General features: G+C 42.3%; 18 protein-coding genes, 1 tRNA gene, 1 other RNA gene and 1 pseudogene. 3 read left to right on the forward strand and 18 right to left on the reverse strand.

Going from position 1 to position 20142, the window contains the following annotated elements; genetic code table 11:
- Nucleotides 1-23: 23 nt before the first annotated feature.
- From pstA to ACH9UM_RS08015, 6 genes are all read right to left on the reverse strand, one after another.
- Nucleotides 24-884 carry a phosphate ABC transporter permease PstA gene (gene pstA / locus ACH9UM_RS07990; RefSeq protein WP_009243241.1) on the reverse strand — a complete coding sequence of 287 codons (861 nt, stop codon included), beginning with the start codon at nt 882-884 and terminating at the stop codon, nt 24-26.
- The gene (pstC, locus tag ACH9UM_RS07995) at nt 877-1770 is read right to left on the reverse strand and encodes a phosphate ABC transporter permease subunit PstC (protein ID WP_009243242.1); all 894 of its coding nucleotides are present in this window, start codon (nt 1768-1770) and stop codon (nt 877-879) included. Before pstC ends, pstA begins: the two co-directional genes overlap by 8 nt.
- 58 nt (nt 1771-1828) lie before the next feature.
- The gene (locus tag ACH9UM_RS08000; protein WP_009243243.1) at nt 1829-2752 is read right to left on the reverse strand and encodes a substrate-binding domain-containing protein; all 924 of its coding nucleotides are present in this window, start codon (nt 2750-2752) and stop codon (nt 1829-1831) included.
- 328 nt (nt 2753-3080) lie between these two features.
- Nucleotides 3081-3153: transfer RNA gene (locus ACH9UM_RS08005), tRNA-Ala, on the reverse strand.
- Nucleotides 3154-3498, reverse strand: a transfer-messenger RNA (tmRNA) gene (gene ssrA, locus ACH9UM_RS08010).
- Between the two features lie 135 nt (nt 3499-3633).
- Nucleotides 3634-5067: a 6-phospho-beta-glucosidase gene (locus ACH9UM_RS08015; protein WP_009319922.1), complete on the reverse strand. Its 1434-nt coding sequence runs from the start codon at nt 5065-5067 to the stop codon at nt 3634-3636.
- 172 nt (nt 5068-5239) lie between these two features.
- Here ACH9UM_RS08015 and ACH9UM_RS08020 point away from each other — a divergent pair.
- Nucleotides 5240-5674, forward strand: a pseudogene (locus ACH9UM_RS08020) (transposase); the annotation flags it as partial.
- 288 nt (nt 5675-5962) lie between these two features.
- Here ACH9UM_RS08020 and ACH9UM_RS08025 read toward each other — a convergent pair.
- The gene (locus ACH9UM_RS08025; RefSeq protein ID WP_004845281.1) at nt 5963-6829 is read right to left on the reverse strand and encodes a MurR/RpiR family transcriptional regulator; all 867 of its coding nucleotides are present in this window, start codon (nt 6827-6829) and stop codon (nt 5963-5965) included.
- A gap of 173 nt (nt 6830-7002) precedes the next feature.
- Between ACH9UM_RS08025 and ACH9UM_RS08030 the strand changes: the two genes are divergently transcribed.
- Nucleotides 7003-7593: an HAD family hydrolase gene (locus tag ACH9UM_RS08030; protein ID WP_009243333.1), complete on the forward strand. Its 591-nt coding sequence runs from the start codon at nt 7003-7005 to the stop codon at nt 7591-7593.
- A gap of 89 nt (nt 7594-7682) precedes the next feature.
- Here the strand turns inward: ACH9UM_RS08030 and lspA are convergent, their stop codons facing one another.
- Nucleotides 7683-8183: a signal peptidase II gene (lspA, locus tag ACH9UM_RS08035; protein ID WP_009243334.1), complete on the reverse strand. Its 501-nt coding sequence runs from the start codon at nt 8181-8183 to the stop codon at nt 7683-7685.
- The gene (locus tag ACH9UM_RS08040) at nt 8173-8886 is read right to left on the reverse strand and encodes a zinc ribbon domain-containing protein (protein WP_238095011.1); all 714 of its coding nucleotides are present in this window, start codon (nt 8884-8886) and stop codon (nt 8173-8175) included. Before ACH9UM_RS08040 ends, lspA begins: the two co-directional genes overlap by 11 nt.
- 257 nt (nt 8887-9143) lie before the next feature.
- Here ACH9UM_RS08040 and ACH9UM_RS08045 point away from each other — a divergent pair, with 257 nt between their 5' ends.
- Nucleotides 9144-10850: a S8 family peptidase gene (locus ACH9UM_RS08045; RefSeq protein WP_400091063.1), complete on the forward strand. Its 1707-nt coding sequence runs from the start codon at nt 9144-9146 to the stop codon at nt 10848-10850.
- A gap of 10 nt (nt 10851-10860) precedes the next feature.
- Here the strand turns inward: ACH9UM_RS08045 and ACH9UM_RS08050 are convergent, their stop codons facing one another.
- The 9 genes from ACH9UM_RS08050 to ACH9UM_RS08090 form a co-directional block, all read right to left on the reverse strand.
- Nucleotides 10861-11613, reverse strand: a complete 753-nt coding sequence (locus tag ACH9UM_RS08050) for a DUF4097 family beta strand repeat-containing protein (RefSeq protein WP_278918890.1) — start codon at nt 11611-11613, stop codon at nt 10861-10863.
- Nucleotides 11583-12116, reverse strand: a complete 534-nt coding sequence (locus tag ACH9UM_RS08055) for a DUF4097 family beta strand repeat-containing protein (protein ID WP_278918889.1) — start codon at nt 12114-12116, stop codon at nt 11583-11585. The genes ACH9UM_RS08050 and ACH9UM_RS08055 overlap by 31 nt, the downstream gene beginning before the upstream one ends.
- Nucleotides 12100-12696 carry a DUF1700 domain-containing protein gene (locus tag ACH9UM_RS08060; protein WP_004845275.1) on the reverse strand — a complete coding sequence of 199 codons (597 nt, stop codon included), beginning with the start codon at nt 12694-12696 and terminating at the stop codon, nt 12100-12102. Before ACH9UM_RS08060 ends, ACH9UM_RS08055 begins: the two co-directional genes overlap by 17 nt.
- Nucleotides 12693-13013 carry a PadR family transcriptional regulator gene (locus ACH9UM_RS08065; protein WP_004845274.1) on the reverse strand — a complete coding sequence of 107 codons (321 nt, stop codon included), beginning with the start codon at nt 13011-13013 and terminating at the stop codon, nt 12693-12695. The genes ACH9UM_RS08060 and ACH9UM_RS08065 overlap by 4 nt, the downstream gene beginning before the upstream one ends.
- A 172-nt stretch (nt 13014-13185) precedes the next feature.
- Nucleotides 13186-14679, reverse strand: a complete 1494-nt coding sequence (gene clpX, locus ACH9UM_RS08070) for an ATP-dependent Clp protease ATP-binding subunit ClpX (protein ID WP_009243337.1) — start codon at nt 14677-14679, stop codon at nt 13186-13188.
- A 142-nt stretch (nt 14680-14821) separates the two neighbouring features.
- Complete coding sequence (gene ligA, locus ACH9UM_RS08075; RefSeq protein WP_004845271.1) at nt 14822-16783, reverse strand: NAD-dependent DNA ligase LigA; 1962 nt, start codon at nt 16781-16783, stop codon at nt 14822-14824.
- A gap of 42 nt (nt 16784-16825) precedes the next feature.
- A complete protein-coding gene (locus ACH9UM_RS08080) occupies nt 16826-17560 on the reverse strand; it encodes a pseudouridine synthase (RefSeq protein WP_009243339.1) in 735 nt (244 codons plus the stop codon).
- Nucleotides 17553-18707 carry a DHHW family protein gene (locus ACH9UM_RS08085; protein WP_004845268.1) on the reverse strand — a complete coding sequence of 385 codons (1155 nt, stop codon included), beginning with the start codon at nt 18705-18707 and terminating at the stop codon, nt 17553-17555. The genes ACH9UM_RS08080 and ACH9UM_RS08085 overlap by 8 nt, the downstream gene beginning before the upstream one ends.
- Nucleotides 18708-18717: 10 nt before the next feature.
- Complete coding sequence (locus ACH9UM_RS08090; protein WP_009243340.1) at nt 18718-20127, reverse strand: MBOAT family protein; 1410 nt, start codon at nt 20125-20127, stop codon at nt 18718-18720.
- Nucleotides 20128-20142: the final 15 nt, after the last annotated feature.

Here is a 20142-nt window from a genome sequence, read left to right on the forward strand (position 1 = left end):
CCTGTTTCCTCTCTTAATTCACCTTATGCTTTTGTCAGTTTCCGCGCGATCATACCTGACAATGTGTTAATACCTACTACTAAAACCAACAGAATAACCGCTGTTGCATATGCCTGATCCATATAAAGACCTTCACTTGACAAATGATACATATGAACCGCCAATGTACGCCCCGATCCCATCACACTTTTCGGAATCTGAGCCACGCTTCCCGCTGTATAGATCAGCGCCGCCGTCTCACCGACGATTCTTCCGATTGCAAGGATCACTCCGGCAAGAATTCCCGGAACAGCCGACGGGAGCACAATGCGAAATACTGTACGAAGCTTTCCCGCTCCAAGTCCGAAGCTGCCTTCTCTGTAAGAATCCGGAACAGACTTAAGCGCTTCTTCCGTCGTTCTCATAATAAGCGGAAGGATCATAATAGACAATGTAAACGCTCCTGCCAAAATCGAAAATCCCCAGTCCAGCGTATTTACGAAAAACAACATTCCGAACAATCCGTATACAATAGACGGAATTCCCGAAAGCGTCTCTGTTGTCAGACGGATCACTTCTACGAATTTATTTCCTTTTCCCGAGTATTCCACAAGAAAGATTGCTGAAAAAATACCGAACGGAACTGCGATCAAAAGAGAAAGTATCGTCATTACGATCGTATTGATAAGCGCCGGAACAACGGAAGCATTTTCCGAAGTATAATTCCATTCAAAAAGCGAAAGCTTAATATGAGGTACTCCGTTGATCAAAATATATGCGATCAAAAACAACAGTACCGAAAACGTAAGCAGCGCTCCTAACATCACGAGCAGCATTACGAGAAATGATCCCGGATGTTTTCTGTATGTTTTCAGCCTGTCTTTGACTGTCATTTTATTACTCATGATCTGTCCTCCTCTTAAGCAGTGCAACGCTGAAATTAATAATCAGGATAAATACAAAAAGAACAACGCCTGTTGCGATCAGCGCTTCTCTGTGAAGTCCTGTCGCGTATCCCATCTCCATTACGATATTACCTGTCAGCGTTCTGATTCCTTTAAACAGATTTCCGACAAGACGGGGCTGATTTCCCGCAACCATGATCACTGCCATCGTCTCGCCGACCGCACGCCCGATCCCGAGAACAATTCCTGCGATCACACCTGATTTTGCCGCAGGGATGATCACTCTGAAAATACTTCTTTCTTTTGTTGCTCCCAACGCAAGCGCTCCTTCATAGTAATGAGCCGGGACAGCCCGCATCGCGCTTTCTGTTGTTCCGATAATCGTCGGAAGGATCATCATGGCAAGGATCAGAGAAGTCGTAAGAATACTGTTTCCGTCACCTGCGTTTTTTATAAGTCCTGCATCTTTTAATGCTCTTCCGAAATCGCGGATGATCGGAACAACGACAACAAGTCCGAAAAATCCATATACGACAGAAGGAATTCCCGCCAGAAGTTCTGTTGCCGCTTTCAGAGGTCTGTAAATTTTTTTCGGACAGTACATTGCCATAAATACAGAAGTAAGAATGCCGATCGGCACACCGATGATAACTGCGCCCGCCGTAACATACAAGCTTCCGATGATCATAGGAAAGATACCGAACAGTTCATTACTCGGACGCCACATTTCTCCGGTAATGAATTTCACAAATCCGATTTCTTTAATTGCAGGGATGCCGTTAGCGAATAAAAAGATACATATGAGAGCTACCGCCAGTACCGAGGCACAGGCGGCAACAAAGAACACTCCCTGCATGAATTTTTCAGTCCATGCTTTTGATTTCATACTAATTTCCTCTTCATTTTATCTGATCTTGCCGAACAGTTCTGTCACACGCCGAGCCTTACTCAGCGATCTCATCCCATGTAAGTACGTCTCCGAGGTAGATGGATTTTACCTGATCAGATGTCATCTCTTCTGTCGGGTTCGCTTTGTTTACGATCACTGCGATACCGTCTGTCGCAATGACTGTTCCTTCCAGTTTCTCTTTTTCTTCGTCTTTCAGCTCTCTTGATGCCATACCGATATCATAGCTTCCTTCGATGGCAGATGTCATACCTGTCGTTGAATCGGATGACTGAAGTTCAACATTTGCATTCGGATTCACTTTTTTGTATGCCTCTACAAGTTTCTCCATTACCGGAGCTACAGAAGAAGATCCTCCTACAACTACGCTTCCTTCCGGCTTAGTTCCTGCATATGCCTGAACATCGGATACCGGTATGTAACCTGCTTCTTCTACAACTTTCTGACCTTCCGTACTCATGATAAAACTCATAAAATCTTTTGCCGCTTCATTGTCCAGATCTTTCTTTACTGCTACATTAAACGGTCTGGATACTTTGTAACTTCCGTTTTCAATATTTTCTGCCGTTGCTTCGGCTCCGTCGATCTTAAGTGCTTTTACAGCGTCCTCATCAAGAGATCCAAGAGAAATATATCCGATCGCATATTCATTTCCTTCCACTGTTGTCATCATAACCGAAGTATTGTTTGTGATCTGCGCTTCCGTTGTCGTCATGTCGACTTTTTCTCCGTCAACTTCTTCCTGAATGCCGAACAATTCGATAAACGCGCCTCTTGTTCCCGAACCATCCTCACGGGAAACAACTGTAATGTCATTTGCGCTGTCCCAGTCTCCTGCATATTTTGCATCTCCGCCTTTATCCGCATCTTTTGCATCATCGCTTCCTGATCCACAGCCTGTCATAGCTGCTGCCAACATTCCTACCATAGATACAACTGCGATAAACTTTTTCATTTTCATAGTCTTACAATCTCCTTTTTGCTTCCGCTTTTTCATTTTTTTGTTTTCTTTTATTCTTTTTTATTTCTTTCTATTCAGCGAAAACACCTAAAACCAACTTCACATTTCGCTGTTTTCTTTTGTGCTCCTTTGCACATTGACTATCATAAATAACAAATGTAAAATGTAAAATCAGCGCTATGTTAAATCTATGTAAAATGAAATTTATTCTAAAGCAGCCGCCGGGATCTTGAACAATTCCGGACTTTGGCTTGCCGGCTATACAAAAAGCGCCCACACAAAAATCCTGTTTTTTCAAACAATGATTTTTGTGTGGGCGCTTTTTCCATGGAGTATAGGGGAGTCGAACCCCTGGCCTCAACAATGCGAATGTTGCGCGCTCCCAACTGCGCTAATACCCCTTATGGACCTGGCGGGAATCGAACCCGCGTCCAAAAACCTATCCCATGTACTTCTACTATCATAGTCAGTTCTTTTTCATTCCCTCTGCCGCACGGGAACTAACACCCTTACGGTTTCAGTAGCTTCATGATACGCCTATCGGCTCAAAGCTTTGCCAATATCGTTTCTCACATCGTTGATGCCGGATTTCCGTGGTGTGAGTGCCACAGAGCCGACATGCGGCAATTAGGCCGCAGCTAATTCGAAATTATCGTTAGCGTTTAATTTTAAGTTTGCGATTTAACACATCAGCCTGCGGATAGCTTCTCCATCTTCAAGATCCCTGTCGAAACCAGTACAAGCCCTCGTCTGTCAGGTTGTACAGAAGATGTAATTTTTACATCATTTATAATATAGAATATACTGCTTCAAAAATCAAGGGGGTATAGCGCATTATTTCTTTTCTTCCGCTTATTCTTCTTTTTATTTTATCTTTAAAACTACAGTTCTTCTCCATTCGACCGGATTACGTTCTTGTACCAGTCAAAAGACTTCTTCTTATACCTGTTTCCGCTTCCATTTCCTTCGTTATCAATATCGACATAAATAAATCCATATCTTTTTTTCATCTCGCCTGTTGTAAACGATACAAGATCAATGCATCCCCACGGGGTATATCCTATAAGATCTACTCCGTCAAGTTCAACCGCTTTTTTCATTTCGGTAATATGTTCTCTTAAATATGCAATCCTATAATCGTCATCACATGTTTTATCTTCTTTTAACACATCGATCGCGCCGAATCCATTTTCTACAATAAACAGAGGTGCTTCGTAACGTTCATAAAGAGTAACCAGAGCATATCTTAATCCGACAGGATCTATCTGCCACCCCCAGTCACTTGCCTTCACATACGGGTTTGGTACAGAATACGGAGAACTTCCGTCCAGAGATTCTGTCGTATCTTTTTTTGCATCTGCTTTCACCGCATTCGTCATATAATAACTAAATCCCAGATAGTCGCATTTTCCTTCCGCCAAAATCTTCTCGTCTTCAGGAAGCATCTGTGGTTTTGTTCCTTCCCTCTCCCACTCCTTTTTTGCATAAGCCGGATAATGCCCTCTCATATGTACGTCTGAAAAATAAAATCTTTCATGCATACATTCTGCCGCAGTCATAACATCTTCTGGATTGCAGGAATACGGATAAAACGGAACAAAAGAACACATACATCCGATCTGAAACTCCGGATTGATCTCGTGACCTTTTTTCACAACGATCGCACTTGCAAGCAGCTCATGATGCGCCGCCTGATACATCGCCTTTTTCTTATTTGTATATTCCGAAAAGAGAACTCCCGAATTTGTCCATCCGAAAATATCAGCTGATGTATTACTTTGATTATTGATCTCATTAAATGTCATCCAATATTTAACTTTATTTTTATATTTCTCCATGACCGTCACTGCATAGTTTACAAAGAAATCAATCACCTTACGATTGACCCATCCACCGTATTTTTTTGCCAGATGATACGGCATTTCAAAATGGCTTAACGTAATGACCGGTTCGATTCCGTATTTCAAAAGTTCATCGAACATATCATCATAGAACTTCAGCCCTTCTTCATTCGGTTCTGTCTCATCCCCGCTTGGAAAAATGCGGGTCCATGCGATACTTGTACGAAAACATTTGAATCCCATCTCCGCCATCAGCGCAATATCACTCTTGTATTCATGATAAAAATCACTCGCTTTATGGTTCGGGTAATATTTATCTGCTTCAATTCCGTTTGTAATCTCCCGCATCTTCTCATGTGTTCCACCTGTCATCACATCTATAACACTGATTCCTTTACCGCCCTCATTCCATCCGCCTTCAAACTGGTTTGCCGCAACTGCTCCTCCCCATAAAAAATCATTTGATAATGGCATCTTGCAAATTCTCCTTTTCATTTTATTTTCAATTAGGCGTTTGCGAAACGCCACAAGCCGCATAAATACGGCATTTTAACTTTTATAAAACAAAATATCTCCTCAACGGATTGTGGTAAAATAGAGTTGCCTAGAAACTATAAACCAACCACCCGAAAGGAGATGTACCTATATGATACCATATAAGCAGCTCACTTTGGCAGAAATTTTTGAAGATTGCCAAAACAAATTCGATAATGACAAATATCAGTTTCTTTCTCTACTTCACCAAACCATTAATCTTGATGAAATTGTTCCTGTTTCTTTTGTTACTCATTTTCACGCTTCCACAGGAAGACCTCGCAAGCATCCACTTTATCCTATGATTAAGGTTCTCCTTATTCAGCGCATTTTCTCAATCCCGACGGATACTCTTCTGATTATATTTTTAAAATATTCTCAGGAACTACGGGATTTCTGTGGCTTCCGTGTTGTTCCTGATGCCTCAAAATTTACCCGCTTTAAACAGGACTTTCTTATGGACTTACAATCGATGTTCGATCACTTAGTTGATATCACTGAACCGATCTGCCAACGTATTGATTCTAACCTTGCTTCCATGAGTATGATGATCAAACATCATATTGCTCCGATTCTAAGAGAGTTTGTGCACATTTCTCTTTTGATCTTGACGTCAGTTTAAATAATCTGATGATTTTTTTCAATTCATTCATACTTTTTTGTTTATCTGTTTCAAAATTAACTACTTTCGCGTTCCGTTTTATGCAATTTCGTTTCAGATGTAAAAAATCTGTCCTGTATTTTGTGCAAAATGTATAAAGCATAAAAACTTCTCCATATCTGATCTTTCAGAAAGGAAAAGTTTTCACTCTGTCTTTTTACTACTCTGTTATTTTTAATCACTCTCTTTTTCGGAAAATCTCCACAGAAGATTCTTGCCTGACTTTTCATATCTGCTGTTTAAAGCAATATTTTCTTCGTACCGTCTGCTAAATTCCATTCCATATAAAATATCAAGAAGATATTTCCCCGATGCAAAAAACGTGGAACTCCAAAATTCTTCCACTTTTTCAGAACCTGCCGCGTATAAAAACTCTGTTGCATATTGACCTACCACGCCTTTCCTGTTTCCGGAGATTACGATAATTTTCGTTCCTCCCCTGTGCAGCATTTTTTCAATCTCCGCCAGCTGCTCGTTTTTGCCCGTATGACTGATAATAATTGCCACATGTCCGTCTGCGGGCATGGCCGCATGCAGCCCTTGTATATTAATTTCCGAGTGAACACTCGACAATTTCCCGGCATGAAAAAACAAGGCGCATCCGTATTTCGCCAAATAAATATTCATATCATATACATAAAAATCAACACAAGACGCATCTGCGATCAACTTTCCGATCCGCACTAACTGAGTATAAGAGAGTTCTTTATTCGTCTCCTCCACCGCCTGTCTTTGTATCTTTTCCGCTTTCCGAACCATAGTAACCACATTTTCCCGCTCCGACATCGTAACTGCGGAAACGTCTTCCATTCCCCCGGTTCTCAACTCCCGGACAAACTGCATTTTAAATTCAGGAAAACCTTTTACCCCTATCTTTTGACAAAATCGAGTTACGGAAGCGGCGCTTGTAAAAGTCGCATGCCCTAATTCTCTTGAAGACATTTCTTCTATTTTTTCCGGATTTTCCAAAATATATCTGCATATATCCCGCTCTCGTTCCGTCATATTCATCTGTTCTTTTATAATTTGAATAATAGACATACAACACCTCTTTCTTGTTTTTTCCAGTATAACACGCACCATCTGTCTACTGCAATAAATGTAGATTTTAAACATGTATGATCTAAATTCCTTATCTTTTAAAGCATTTGACAAAGTATGAAAATGCCACTAAACTAATGATGATAATTGTAATAATATGAGGTATAAATGCTATGAAATATAAAAATATTGTTTTTGATTTCGGAAATGTAATAGGTAAATTTAACGGACGTGATCTTGTAAAACATTTTTCTTCCTGCGAAGAAGATCAGGAACTTCTCTTTACCGCAATTTTTTCAAGATGGGATGATATTGACAATGGTTCGGTAGACTATGAACAAAACATAGACAATATTGCAGCTTCACTCCCCGACCGGTTAGAATCTGCCGTACGGACACTTTTTCGCGAGTGGCCGCGTCACCTGACGCCGATCAACGATACGCTGCGCTTTATAGATGAGTTAAAAGAGCGTAACATTCCGTTGTATCTATTATCAAATGCACCGACCTATTTTGCCGAATATGCCGTCAACTATGATTTTCTGAAGGAGTTCAGCGGAATTGTATTTTCCGCTCCTCTTAAAATGGCAAAACCCGATCCTGCAATCTACCGTTACTTGTTTGAAACGTTTTCCCTTGATCCGAAAGAATGTTTCTTTATCGACGATCTGGAAAAAAATATCAATGCCGCGCGTTCTCTTGGTATGGACGGAATTGTTTTCAACGGCAATATCGACGATGTGAAAAAAGCGATTGGTTTCTGATCTCAAGAAACCAGTCGCTTTTTAGCTGTACCTTCTTCTGTTCTGTTTTTTTGTTTCGTTTTCTTTTCGGATTTTACGTTTTTCAGATTTCAGACACTTTTCGTTTTTGCTTTTTTCTTCTTTTTCGAGCCCGGTCGAAACAGTTTTGTCATCACTGTAATGACAGCTCCTGCTGCGATAAAGAAATCCGCGAAATTATATGTGATCCCTTCCAAATGTTTATCTTCCAAGCGAAATCCCACATAATCTACAACGTGTCCGCGAACGAGCCGATCGAACATATTACTGATCGAGCCTGCCGCCATCAATGAAAGTCCTGCCTTTTTCCAAAACCTCTTCTTCTTTGTCACAACCGTAAAGGCATGCCATCCGAGCACAGCTCCCGACGCCGCTCCCGCCAAAATACGGGCAGTCTCAGGTTCATCTTCCAGAAGGCTCATACAGACTCCTTCGTTTTGAACGTGCCGTAAAACAACCTTGTCTGTAATCGCACGTTCTTCTCCTTTTGCAAGTTTATTCTCGGCATAGCATTTTGCCGCCTGATCTGCGGCAGCCAAAGCTGCCGTGATCGGAAACCATCTAATCTTCATTGAGTTTCTCCACTGTCTTATCTGCCGCATCTTCTGCTTTCTCCGCTGATCTATGCGCCGCTTCTTCTGCTTTATCCGCTGATTTATGCGCTGTTTCCTCAGCTTTATCCGCCGCTTTATGAACTGCTTCCGTCGTTTTTTCCGCTGCTTTATGAACAGCCTGGGTCGTCTTATCTGCCGCTTTTTCAAGCACTTCTTCTGTCTTATACGCTGCTTTCTGCGCAGCTTCTCCTATCTTTTTTGCCGTTTCTTCTGCTTTATCAGCCATCGCTTCGGCAACATCCGCTGCTTTTTTCTTTACTTTCTCCGCATACTCCTCCGTCGCCTCTTCCATATCCCGGGCCTCCATCTTCTCTCCGCAGTACGGGCAGTATGCCATATCTTCCGAAACCATTCTGCCGCATTTAACACAAGCTGCAGAACCTTTCAAAACCGCGATCTTGCGTTCGTACTTTTCAATTTCCTTTTCCCGTTCTTTTATCGAATCACAAATCTGCGCAGTGCTATCGTCAAGTTCTTCGCCTGATTTATAACGCTCATACACCGCTTTGCCCAACTCCATCATATCAACGGCGTTTTCACGAGCAAGATCTCTGATCTGACTTTTAACTCTCTGGATCTCTATCATCTCTCCTGCTTTATTCGTCACCATTTCGGCAGTCTCTCCGAACCGTTTTCCGAAATTTTCAAAAAAATCTTTCATGTGTATCAATCTCCTTTCGTCTTTTATCCAAACGGACGTCCGAAGTACAAAAAACATCGGTCGTATCTGATATTTAAGTTATCATTATTATACCCTTTTCTGAAACAACTTCAACATTTCTCATTGGAATTTATACTTTTTTCACTTCTGATTCTTCGGAAGCGTTCTTTAGATCAAACACTCTTTTTTCATTTTTTCAAGAATGAGGTTCTGATTTTCCGCATATGATATAAAAATCAAATCGGAGAATTTATTTTATGCTTGACCGCGAAACATGCCGTGAACATATTTTATCCGAAGATTACCGCGACTTTATCGGAAACCATGTCCGAACTCCCTTTTTCAACAGTCTCATGAACGTGCATCGCTGTGAACAGGAAGCGGGATTTTCTTACAAATGCTTCTATCTTCCAAAGGAGATTTCCGACCCGATCACTCTGCCGAAATATTCATATGCTTCGATTCCGAACTGCTATTCGCCTCTTAATATGCAGACACTCAACGAAGCCGGAATCCTCCCTGTTCAAAACTACCCTACGCTTCAGCTTAAAGGACGCAATATTTTGATCGGATTTCTTGACAGCGGAATCGACTATACAAATCCGGTTTTTCAAAACTTAGATAATACAACCCGCATCCGCGCTATTTGGGATCAAACTGTGCAGACCGGAACAATGCCGGAACATTTTTCTTACGGAAGCGAATTTACGGAAGAACAGATCAACGAAGCTCTTAGATCGGATTCTCCGTTTGATCTTGTTCCATCCACTGATGAAACAGGGCACGGAACTTACGCCGCTGCCCTTGCATGCGGAAGCGCCGTTCCTGAAGAAGAATTTCTCGGTGCCGCACCTGAAGCCTCTATCGCCGTTGTGAAACTAAAACAGGCAAAGCAATATCTCCGAGACTATTATTTCATTCCTTCTGATGCCGAATGCTACCAGGAAACAGATCTTATGCTCGGAATCCGCTATTTAAACCTTCTTGCAGATTCCCTGAATCTTCCTCTTGTCATCTGTTTTACAGTCGGTTCTAATATGGGCGGACATATCGGGACGCTTCCGCTCCCGAATCTAATTGAAAATTATGGTTCGCTTGCCAATCATATCGCCGTCATCGGAACCGGAAATGAGGCGGATCAGCGTCATCACTATGCCAATACTTTAACGAACGGATCAAAAAACAAAACGGTAGAAATCCGCGTCGGAGAAAATGTTTCGGGATTTTCCATGGAATTATGGACAGATATTCCGAATACATCGTCCATATCCATTATATCCCCTTCCGGGGAAGACACCTCGCGAATCCCTTTTCATGTGGGATCAAGCGCAGAGCTTGATTTTCTCTTTGAGCGTACAAAGGTATCGGTCGATTACCGTATCCTCGTAGAAAAAACCACTTCCGAACTTGTATTTTTCCGTTTTAACAGCCCGGCGGCAGGCATTTGGAAAATCGTCATTGAACCGATCACCGTCACCGACGGTCAGTTTCACATGTGGCTTCCTGTCACGGAATTTATTGACGGAGAAGTGTATTTTCTTGAATCTGACCCCTATTATACTTTAACCAATCCCGCAAATACTCAAAGTCCCGTTGTCGTTTCCTATTATAACGGAACGACAAACGCCGTATCTCAAACATCAGGCAGAGGATATACACGATCCGGTCAGATCAAGCCGGACTTAACTGCTCCCGGGATTAATATACGCGGTCCTGTTTCCAACGGACGATTTGAAACACATTCCGGCTCCTGCGCAGCCTGTGCCGTCACTGCCGGCGCTGTGGCGTTGATGTTGGAATGGCTTCTCTATATTCAAAAAGCTCCGGGTATAGATTCCTTCCAAATCAGAAGTCTTCTCATACTCGGAGCTCTGCGTCCCGATACGATGGAGTATCCTAATCGTATATGGGGATACGGGCAGTTAAATCTTTACCATACATTTGAAGTGATGCGAAAATTATAACGATTTAAATTTAGCGATAGCGAACCTTTACATCGCCCTCCTCATTTATGACGGAGATCTTCTTTCCTGCATTTTTCTCTGATGCCGATATGCGGTAAGATACTTCTCCGTCTTCCTCTCTATACTGATCATGGGGAGTGTCTTTGGGCAGAGAAAGATCTCCGTATTCAATCTGCAGATCAACTTCATACTTTTCCAGTTCTTCGGGAAGAATAAGATCTACGTCTCCGCACTCGGCCTGGCAGGTCAAATTTTCCAGTTTTTGCGCATCCCAGCGAAGATCCCCGTATTCTAATGTCACATCTGCAAAAGAACAGGAAATTTCACTCGATAATACGTCTCCATCCAGCGCTTCCACTTTCATCTTTTCAAACAAAACCCGGTCTAATTCCACTTCTCCGCATTCCGACTGTACCGTAAACACCTTACCGGAAACATCGGAAATCGTGCTGTCGCCATACTCCGATTGTAATACAAACGTTTCCGCTTTCAGTCCATCTACAGATACATCTCCGTCATTTAAAATCAGTTCCATCGACGTTGTTTCCGACTGCTCTGTTTTTACATCTCCGCATTCTGACTGCACTGTAAACGTCTTACCGGAAACATTGGAAAGTGTACTGTCGCCATAATCCGATTGCAGCGTAAATGTTTCCGCTTTCAGTTTGTCTGCGAATGCATCTCCGTCGTTCAAAGTCAGTTTCATTGACGTTGTTTCCGACTGTTCTATTTTTACATTTCCGCTGTCCGCCTCGATCGACACTTTTTTCCATTGACATTTGACCAGTTGACATTCCCATAATCATTGTATATATCTGCGGTTTCAAGAAGCGTTCCTTTCGGAATATAAACTGTAATGTAAGATTTTTCTCCTGATAGATTTTCTCCGAGGTTCAATCCGAACATACCTGTCATATATCCGTTGTGATCTTGCTGAGCAATAGAAAGTTTTCCATTTGTTAATTCACATTTAGGTTTACCGTAATTTCCGTCAAGTGTATATTCGACATAATATTTCTCATCTTTTGAAGCCATAACAACTACATCCGCTTCGCTTCCCACATAGAGACTCAGTTCTGAAAAAGGTTCGATCTCTTTCTTTTCCTGCCGATAAGGAGTTTTCTGCTCGTACGGTGAATGGATTCCGCCTTTTGTAAAAACAACTCCGGGCCAGCCGCCTAATGCGATTCCAACTCCCATAAAGACAACTCCTGTTCCGGCTGTCACTGCCGAAGCAATCAAAATCCGCTTAGTTATTTTTTTCATTTTTCTTTCCTCCCTTCATAATCTTTCCTAAAAGCTGAGCCACTTTATAAAGAAGCCATTTCAAGAAACAGAAAATTCCATATACAGACATAATTCCTACTGCGCCGCAGCAAAGACTGAATCCTAATGTCGCCAATCCATCCGGGAGACTTTGGATCAGCAGAGCCGCTCCTCCTATCACGCCGATCACCGCAGCTCCCGCCAGCGTAACCGCCGTAAGAAACAAGCCTGCAAACACACAGAAAACAGAAACAATCACGGCTGCGATCACACAGATCAAAGAAAGTGCGATCGGAAGTGCGATCGGCGCCGCGCAGATTCCGAGAATACCGATCCAGACTGCCTTAAAACTGTGTTTTACCGTTTTCGGCGGCTGCTCCATATTCTTTTCCGCCAGATTCATAATCAATTCTTTTGCCGCATCTTCCGGCGATCCAAGATCTTCGATCGCCTGCTGTTCATTCTCCTCTCCCGCCTCTGCAAAGTATTCCTCAAAGTAGTCTATCGCCTGATTGAAATCTTCTTTCGGCAGCCTTCTGAGACTGTATGACAATTTTTTCATATATTCACTTTTTGTCATGATAAATTCCCTCCCTTTACAATATCATCCACAACCGTCCGATAACGCTCCCATTCCTCTGTCAATTCTGCCAGATACTGTCTCCCGGCATCTGTGATCGTATAATACTTCCTGTTTCTTCCCTGAAACTGTCTATCATACGTTTCCACAAAATGATTTTCCTGAAGCCGCTTTAATATCGGGTACAACGCAGAATCTTTCATCGTAGCCGACGCTCTTTTAATGATCCTGCCGATCTGATAACCATACGCATCTTCTTCTGCAATCACAGAGAGGACAAGAAGATCGAGCATCGGTGCACTCAACGGTAATGTCATATTCTCACTCCTTTATATATGTTTTATTTATTTATATGTTTAATATATTTATATTATATAATATATAATATGAATGGTCAATATATATGTTTGAAAGTTTTTCTAAAGAAAATCAAAAGAAAAGCCGGAAGGCTCTGATCTATGACCAAATCTTCCGGTTTTACTCTCTCTTTTACGAATGATCCTCTTTCATCGCGATCGACTGCTGTCCCCGCAGTTTAATGACAGGACCTCCCGTACCTTCAATATACTCTCTTGTGATCGTCACTTCCCCGATGTTGTCATCTTTGGGGATTTCATACATAATATCCAACATAAACTCTTCGATGATCGCCCGAAGCGCTCTCGCCCCGGTATCTTTTTCCATTGCTTTTTCCGCAATCGTCTCAAGAGCGCCGTCATCAAACACCAGACTTACTTCATCAAGGGCAAGCAGCTTCTGATACTGTTTTAAGATCGCATTTCTCGGCTCTTTCAAGATCTTAACAAGCATATCTTTATCAAGACCTTTCAATGTAAATATGATCGGCATACGTCCGAGGAACTCCGGGATCATACCGAATTTTCTCAGATCTTCCACCGTCACTTTCGACAAAATGTCCTCGTCATGCTCATACTTATCTTTTAGTTCTGCATTAAATCCCATAGACGTTTTCTTTGTAAGACGCTCTTTTATAATATCTTCCAGATCCGGAAATGCGCCGGCACAAATAAACAAAATATTTTTCGTATTGACCGTTGTCAAAGGAACCATCGCGTTCTTGCTGTTCGCTCCGACAGGAACTTCCACTTCGCTTCCTTCCAAAAGTTTGAGCATTCCCTGCTGAACTGATTCCCCGCTTACATCTCTTTGATTCGACGTATGTTTTTTTGCGATCTTATCGATTTCATCGATAAAAATAATTCCCTGCTCCGCCCGTTCTACATCGTTGTCGGCAGCGGCAAGTAGTTTGGAAACAACGCTTTCTATATCATCTCCGATATATCCTGCTTCTGTCAGCGACGTAGCGTCTGTAATGGCGAGCGGCACGTCAAGAAGTTTTGCCAATGTTTTGACAAGATACGTCTTTCCGCTTCCCGTCGGTCCGATCATAAGCATATTCGACTTTTCAATCTCGATATCGTCCATTGTATCTGACGCAACCCGTTTATAATGATTATAAACGGCGACTGCCATCGCTTTCTTCGCTTTTTCCTGTCCGACTACATATTCGTCAAGTCTTGCTTTGATCTTATGAGGCGCCGGAATCTTCTTAATATCAAGTTGATGGAACTCTTTCGGCTTTTCTTTTTTCTTCTTGATCTTCTGCGCTTTAGGCTGCATATGATCCAAATCCGATAAATTAAGAAACTGTACCCCCGGCATGTTGACAAGCCGGCTCAGATCAACAGAGCCGTCTGTCATTGCATCAAAGCTTCTTTGCATACAATCCCGGCATACCGTAATATGATTCGGCATCTCGATCATCTTTCCCGCAACGCTTTCCGGTCTGTGACAGATGAGACAGATCTTCTCATATCCATCATCATCGTTGTCTTTTTCCGTTTCTTTTTCCTCTTCCTTCTTTACTGCCAAATGGTCTTTTTTCTCTTCTTTGTCCACCTCGTCTGCCCCTGTGGACTCTTTTTCTTCCTCATCTACTAAAATGAAATCCTGATCTGACATAATTCTCCTCGTCTTTCTCTGACTGTTTTCATCTATATGGACATTGTGTTTATCCACTTTCTTTTACAAGTATTTTTTTATTATAGTACACTTGACTTCATTGTACAAATGAAGTTTTTGTAAAAATCGAATCCGCTTTTTTCTATTCATTCATCATTTGAAGGAAATCTTCTTCCGAAATGATCGGAATACCAAGTTCCCGTGCTTTTTTGTTTTTTGCCGTTCCCGATCCGGTATCGTTGTTAATCAGATAATTTGTCTTTGACGTCACGCTCCCCGTCACTTTGCCGCCTCGTTTTTCAATCTCTTCTTTTACCTGTGCCCGATTTACAAAATGCTCTACGCTGCCTGTAATGACAAAATTAACTCCCGCAAACTTCTGATCTTCTTCTGACGTTTCTTTCGTAAGTTCTACTTCTTTGAGGAGACGATCAAAAACATCTACATGCGCCGTATCTTTAAAATATTCGACAAATGTACCTGCTATCACTCCTCCCACACCCGATATCGCGCTTAATTCTTCTTCCGTCGCCCGGATGACCCGTTTTGGATCTTCTCCCAGCGCACGACAGATCATTTTTGCGTTTGAGATTCCGATGTTCGGAATCCCAAGACTGTAGATCAGCCTCGGAAGCGTTGTCTTTCTTGCATTTTCTATCCTTTTTCGCAGATTTTCATAAGATTTTTCTCCAAATCCTTCCATCGTCTTTATTTCCGCTTCATATCTGTCAAGATGGAAGATATCCGTAAAATCTTTGACATACCCGTTAATGATGAATTTTTCCAAAGTCGCCTCGGACAGTCCTTCGATATTCATAGCGTCTCTGCTTGCAAACAAACTGAATGACTTCACATGCTTTGCCTGACATTTCGGATTCATACAATACAGCGTTTTCGTATTATTTTCCATAGATATTTTTGTCGGCTTTTTACAGACAGGACATTCTTTCGGAATCTCGCTTACTCCGCTGCGCGTCAGATTTTCCGCAATCTGGGGGATGATCATATTTGCCTTATACACCGTAACCGTATCTCCGATCCCCAGTTCCAGTTCCTCCATAATACTGATATTATGAACGCTTGCACGGCTTACTGTTGTTCCTTCTAATTCTACAGGATCAAAGATCGCAACAGGATTGATCAGTCCTGTTCTGGACGGACTCCATTCAATCTCACGGATCGTCGTCTTTCGCACTTCATCCTCCCACTTAAACGCAAAGGAATCTCGCGGAAACTTTGCCGTTGTTCCAAGTGACTGCCCATAAGAAATATCATCATATATAAGAACAAGTCCGTCCGACGGCACTTCGTTTTCCCGAATATGCTCTGCAAACCACGCAACTTCATCACCGACGGTATCCCGGGTAACGAGATGATGCTCTACAACATCGAATCCTTGTTCCTGCAGCCATTTCAGTTGATATGCTCTTGAATTTTCAAAATCCACATTGTCAGCTTTCACAAGCGTGAACGCATAAAACCTTACATTTCTCTTCGCCGTCACTTCATTGTTTAACTGGCGGACCGATCCGCTGCACAAGTTACGGGGATTCTTGTATTTTGCATCGGCATCTCCGATTTCTTCATTGATCTTTTCAAAATCTTTATAAGAAATAACAGCTTCTCCCCGAAGCACAAGCTCCCCTTTAAACGGAATAGATAACGGAACATTACGAAATACTTTTGCGTTGTTCGTCACAACTTCTCCGATCTCCCCGTTTCCCCTTGTAACCGCTTTTTTCAAAACTCCGTTTTCATAAGTCAGAACAATCGTCAGACCATCCATCTTCCATGAGATCACCGCCTGTTGATCTCCCAAAAATTCCCTCAATCGTTCTACATCTTTCGTCTTATCAAGGGACAACATCGGCGTTTCATGACGCTCTTTCGGAAGCTCGCTCAAAACTTCATATCCCACATTGACCGTCGGGCTTGAGGCAAGCGTTGTTTCCAGTTCTTTTTCTAAGGACAACAGTTCGTCATAAAGACGGTCATACTCGAAATTGCTCATGATCTCCGTGTTTTCCTGTTCGTAAGCACGGCGCGCTTTATTCAGAAGTTCGACAAGTTCGCGCATCCGTTTCGTTTTCTTCTTCTTTTCCATCTTCTTCTCCAACAATTAATTTCTTTACGGTATCTTGACCGGTCATTTCAACATCTCATACAATTCTTCCAGTTCTTCGTCCGTCAGTTTTCGGTATGCTCCTTCTTTCAGACTCCCGAGACGAATATTCATAATCCTTATACGGACAAGATCTTTCACCTCATATCCGAACGCCGCACACATCCTTCTGATCTGGCGGTTCAGCCCCTGAGTCAAGATGATCGAAAAAGTATATTTCCCGATCTTCTTTACTGTACATGGTCTTGTGACCGTGTCAAGGATCGGAACTCCTTCCGACATTTTTTTTATAAATTGTTCCGTGATCTCTTTATCAACCGTAACTTTATATTCTTTTTCATGGCGGTTTGCCGCACGCATCATCTGATTGATGATATCTCCGTTGTTCGTCATAAGCAGAAGTCCGCGCGAATCTTTGTCCAGTCTGCCCGCATAAGTAACACGCACAGGGTAGTTCAAAAAACGAACGATACTGTCGCGTTCTCTTTGATCTTCGGTACAGACGATCCCTTTCGGCTTATTCACAGCTAAAACGATCATCTCATCTTGCTTTGACACTGTTTTTTTTCCGACTTTGACAATCTGCCCCGCCGTAACGCGCATCCCCATCTGCGCCGTCACTCCGTCTACCGTCACTTTACCGCTTTCAATAAGGCGGTCCGCCTCCCTTCTGGAACAAACGCCCGCCTCGCTTAAGTATTTATTCAGTCTTACCGACTCTTTTGCCTGTAAAAATTCTTCTCTGATCCGATTACTCACCAGTAAACACTCCACTTATATTATTGTCTGTAAAAAATGTATTTCCGCTATACAAGATCAACGCATCTGTTATGCGGTATGTGTCCATAATATCCTGCATCGTTCCGCTGTAATATCTTGGATCAACAACAACGATCTCTCTGTAATGAGGAGTTAAGAACGGAATAAAGCAGTCTGCAAATGAATCTTTCACCACAAGCAGTCTCTTCTGGCTCGTAGACACTGTCTTTATATCGATAACTGATGTATTCCCGCCTAAAAATACTCCGTACTTATCTCTTGTCTTTAGTTTGGACGAATCATAAAGAGAAGTTGTCTTTTTCGTTTCATTGACATAATTTACGATTACATCGTCATCGCCGTTTGTCGGCGCGTAAATATCGATTTTTTCTTTTTCATCCAGACCGCATCCGCTTTTTGACGCAAGAACACCGTTAAAATCATCTGTCACAGTATAGGAAACATAATCATCAGATACGTCTCCTTTGATCCCGAACAGCGAAGCCGTATCTTTGAACATATAAAACGCTCCCTGAGTCGTCCAGTGATGATCCGTTTTATAGTACAGCTTTTCTGACTTATGTTTATTCATAATAGAAACAGTATCTACCCAGTTGACCGTATCGCCCAGATTACGCTCTACCATACCGAACATCTGACGCTGATCTTCCACTGTCGCAAATGCAGGAAGACGATTGCTCAAAATACATGCCGCATCCGGAACAAGCATTACCGTCGTCGGAATGTTTTCATATGTCTGTGCAAAATTTTTCACCGCATTGATATTCGCTTCAAGCTGCTCTTTATCCGGAACTGCGATATCTTCTAATAGTTGTCCGCTTTTTCCGATGAACACGCCGTTTTCTTTTTTTGTTCCCGAAATCTTATCTGCGTTTACTTTTATCTTCCTCCAAAAGTTCCGTCCGAAAAACTGATCGCTTACATACTTTTCCCATTGTTCCATGTAATCTCCGGAAATGATCGAAGCTGCCGACGCTTTCGGTTTCGTCTCCAGCATCCTGTTTTCTTCTTCTGATTTTTCTTTGTTCGGAACGATCAGATTCACAAGTAAAATGAGAAAAAGACTTAATACAAAGATTTTTCCGATCATACTCTCAAGCTGACCTTTTCTTTTCCTGCTGTTCATAAGTATTCCCCTAAAATCTGAAATATAAAAATGGATTAAATGTATCTGTCACCAAAAATGCCACCGAAAGGAAGAAAATTCCAATATAGAGAACGGCTCCCACCGTCATTCTTACTGTTCGGTTGGCGGAAAAACGAACTGCGTTATTTAGCAGTTTTCTTCCGTAAGCTGTACTTCCCACCGCCGCAATGACAAACAAAAGCCAGTGAGTAAACAGAAGAAATGCGCCTTGCGCATCCGCTATTCCCGATCCTCCTCCGATCATCGCCCAAAGATACCGCAGAGCATACCCAAGACTCGGACTAAAGAAGAATACCCAGCCTACAAGGATGACTGCGCCTGCATAAATATGCTGGACCGGTTTCGGAAGCTGTTCGACGGAAGCACCCCACACATACTTTTCCATCACAAGGATCACGCCGTAATATACGCCCCATGCGACAAAGTTCCATGCCGCCCCGTGCCACATTCCGGTCAGTGTCCAGACAACCATCAGGTTAAATATATTTCTCGAAACCGAACATCGATTGCCGCCGAGAGGAATATATACATACTCTCTAAACCACGTTCCAAGAGAAATATGCCACCTTCTCCAAAATTCCGTTGCGCTTTTCGATACATACGGATGGTCAAAATTTTTCTTAAATTCAAATCCGAACATTTTTCCGAGGCCGATCGCCATATCCGAATATCCGCTGAAGTCAAAATATATCTGGAACGCATAAGAAAATACGCCGACCCATGCAGTTAAGACAGATAAACTTCCGGTTGACATCGCGGCGACTTCTTCAAACACCGCCCCCGTTGAATTTGCGATGATCACTTTTTTCGCCAGACCGATGATAAAATACATCGAACCTTGCCCCAGTTTACGAAGCGTGACTTTCCGCATTTTCAACTGTTCTTCAATATCCGCGTAACGGACGATCGGACCTGCGATCAACTGCGGGAACATACTGATATAAAGCGCAAAGTATAAAATATTCTTCTGCGGCTTCGCGTCTTTCCGATAGATATCGATCACATATGAGATCGCCTGAAACGTATAGAATGAGATTCCGATCGGCAGAGGGAGCACTCTGTAAGGAATGTCCGTCGTAAGAAAGGAATTAACTGTATCAAGCAAAAAGCCATAATATTTAAAAAATCCAAGTATGAGAATATTTGCCGTAAGAGCAAACACAAGACTTAGCTTTGCCTTTTTCGGATTGTCTGCATTTGCCTCGATATCCCGTCCGCAAAAATAGTTTAATACGATGGATAAGATCATGAGCACGACATAGACCGGCTCTCCCCATGCGTAAAAAAACAGACTCGCCAAAAGCAAGACGATATTTTTCGCCCCGTTCGGAACGAGATAATACACTGCCATTACGATTGGCAGAAACATAAACAAAAATGTGATACTGCTAAATAACATCCGCCTGTTCCCTCT

Origin of the sequence: Mediterraneibacter torques, from assembly GCF_044591705.1 — a bacterium.
Lineage (GTDB): Bacteria > Bacillota > Clostridia > Lachnospirales > Lachnospiraceae > Mediterraneibacter > Mediterraneibacter torques.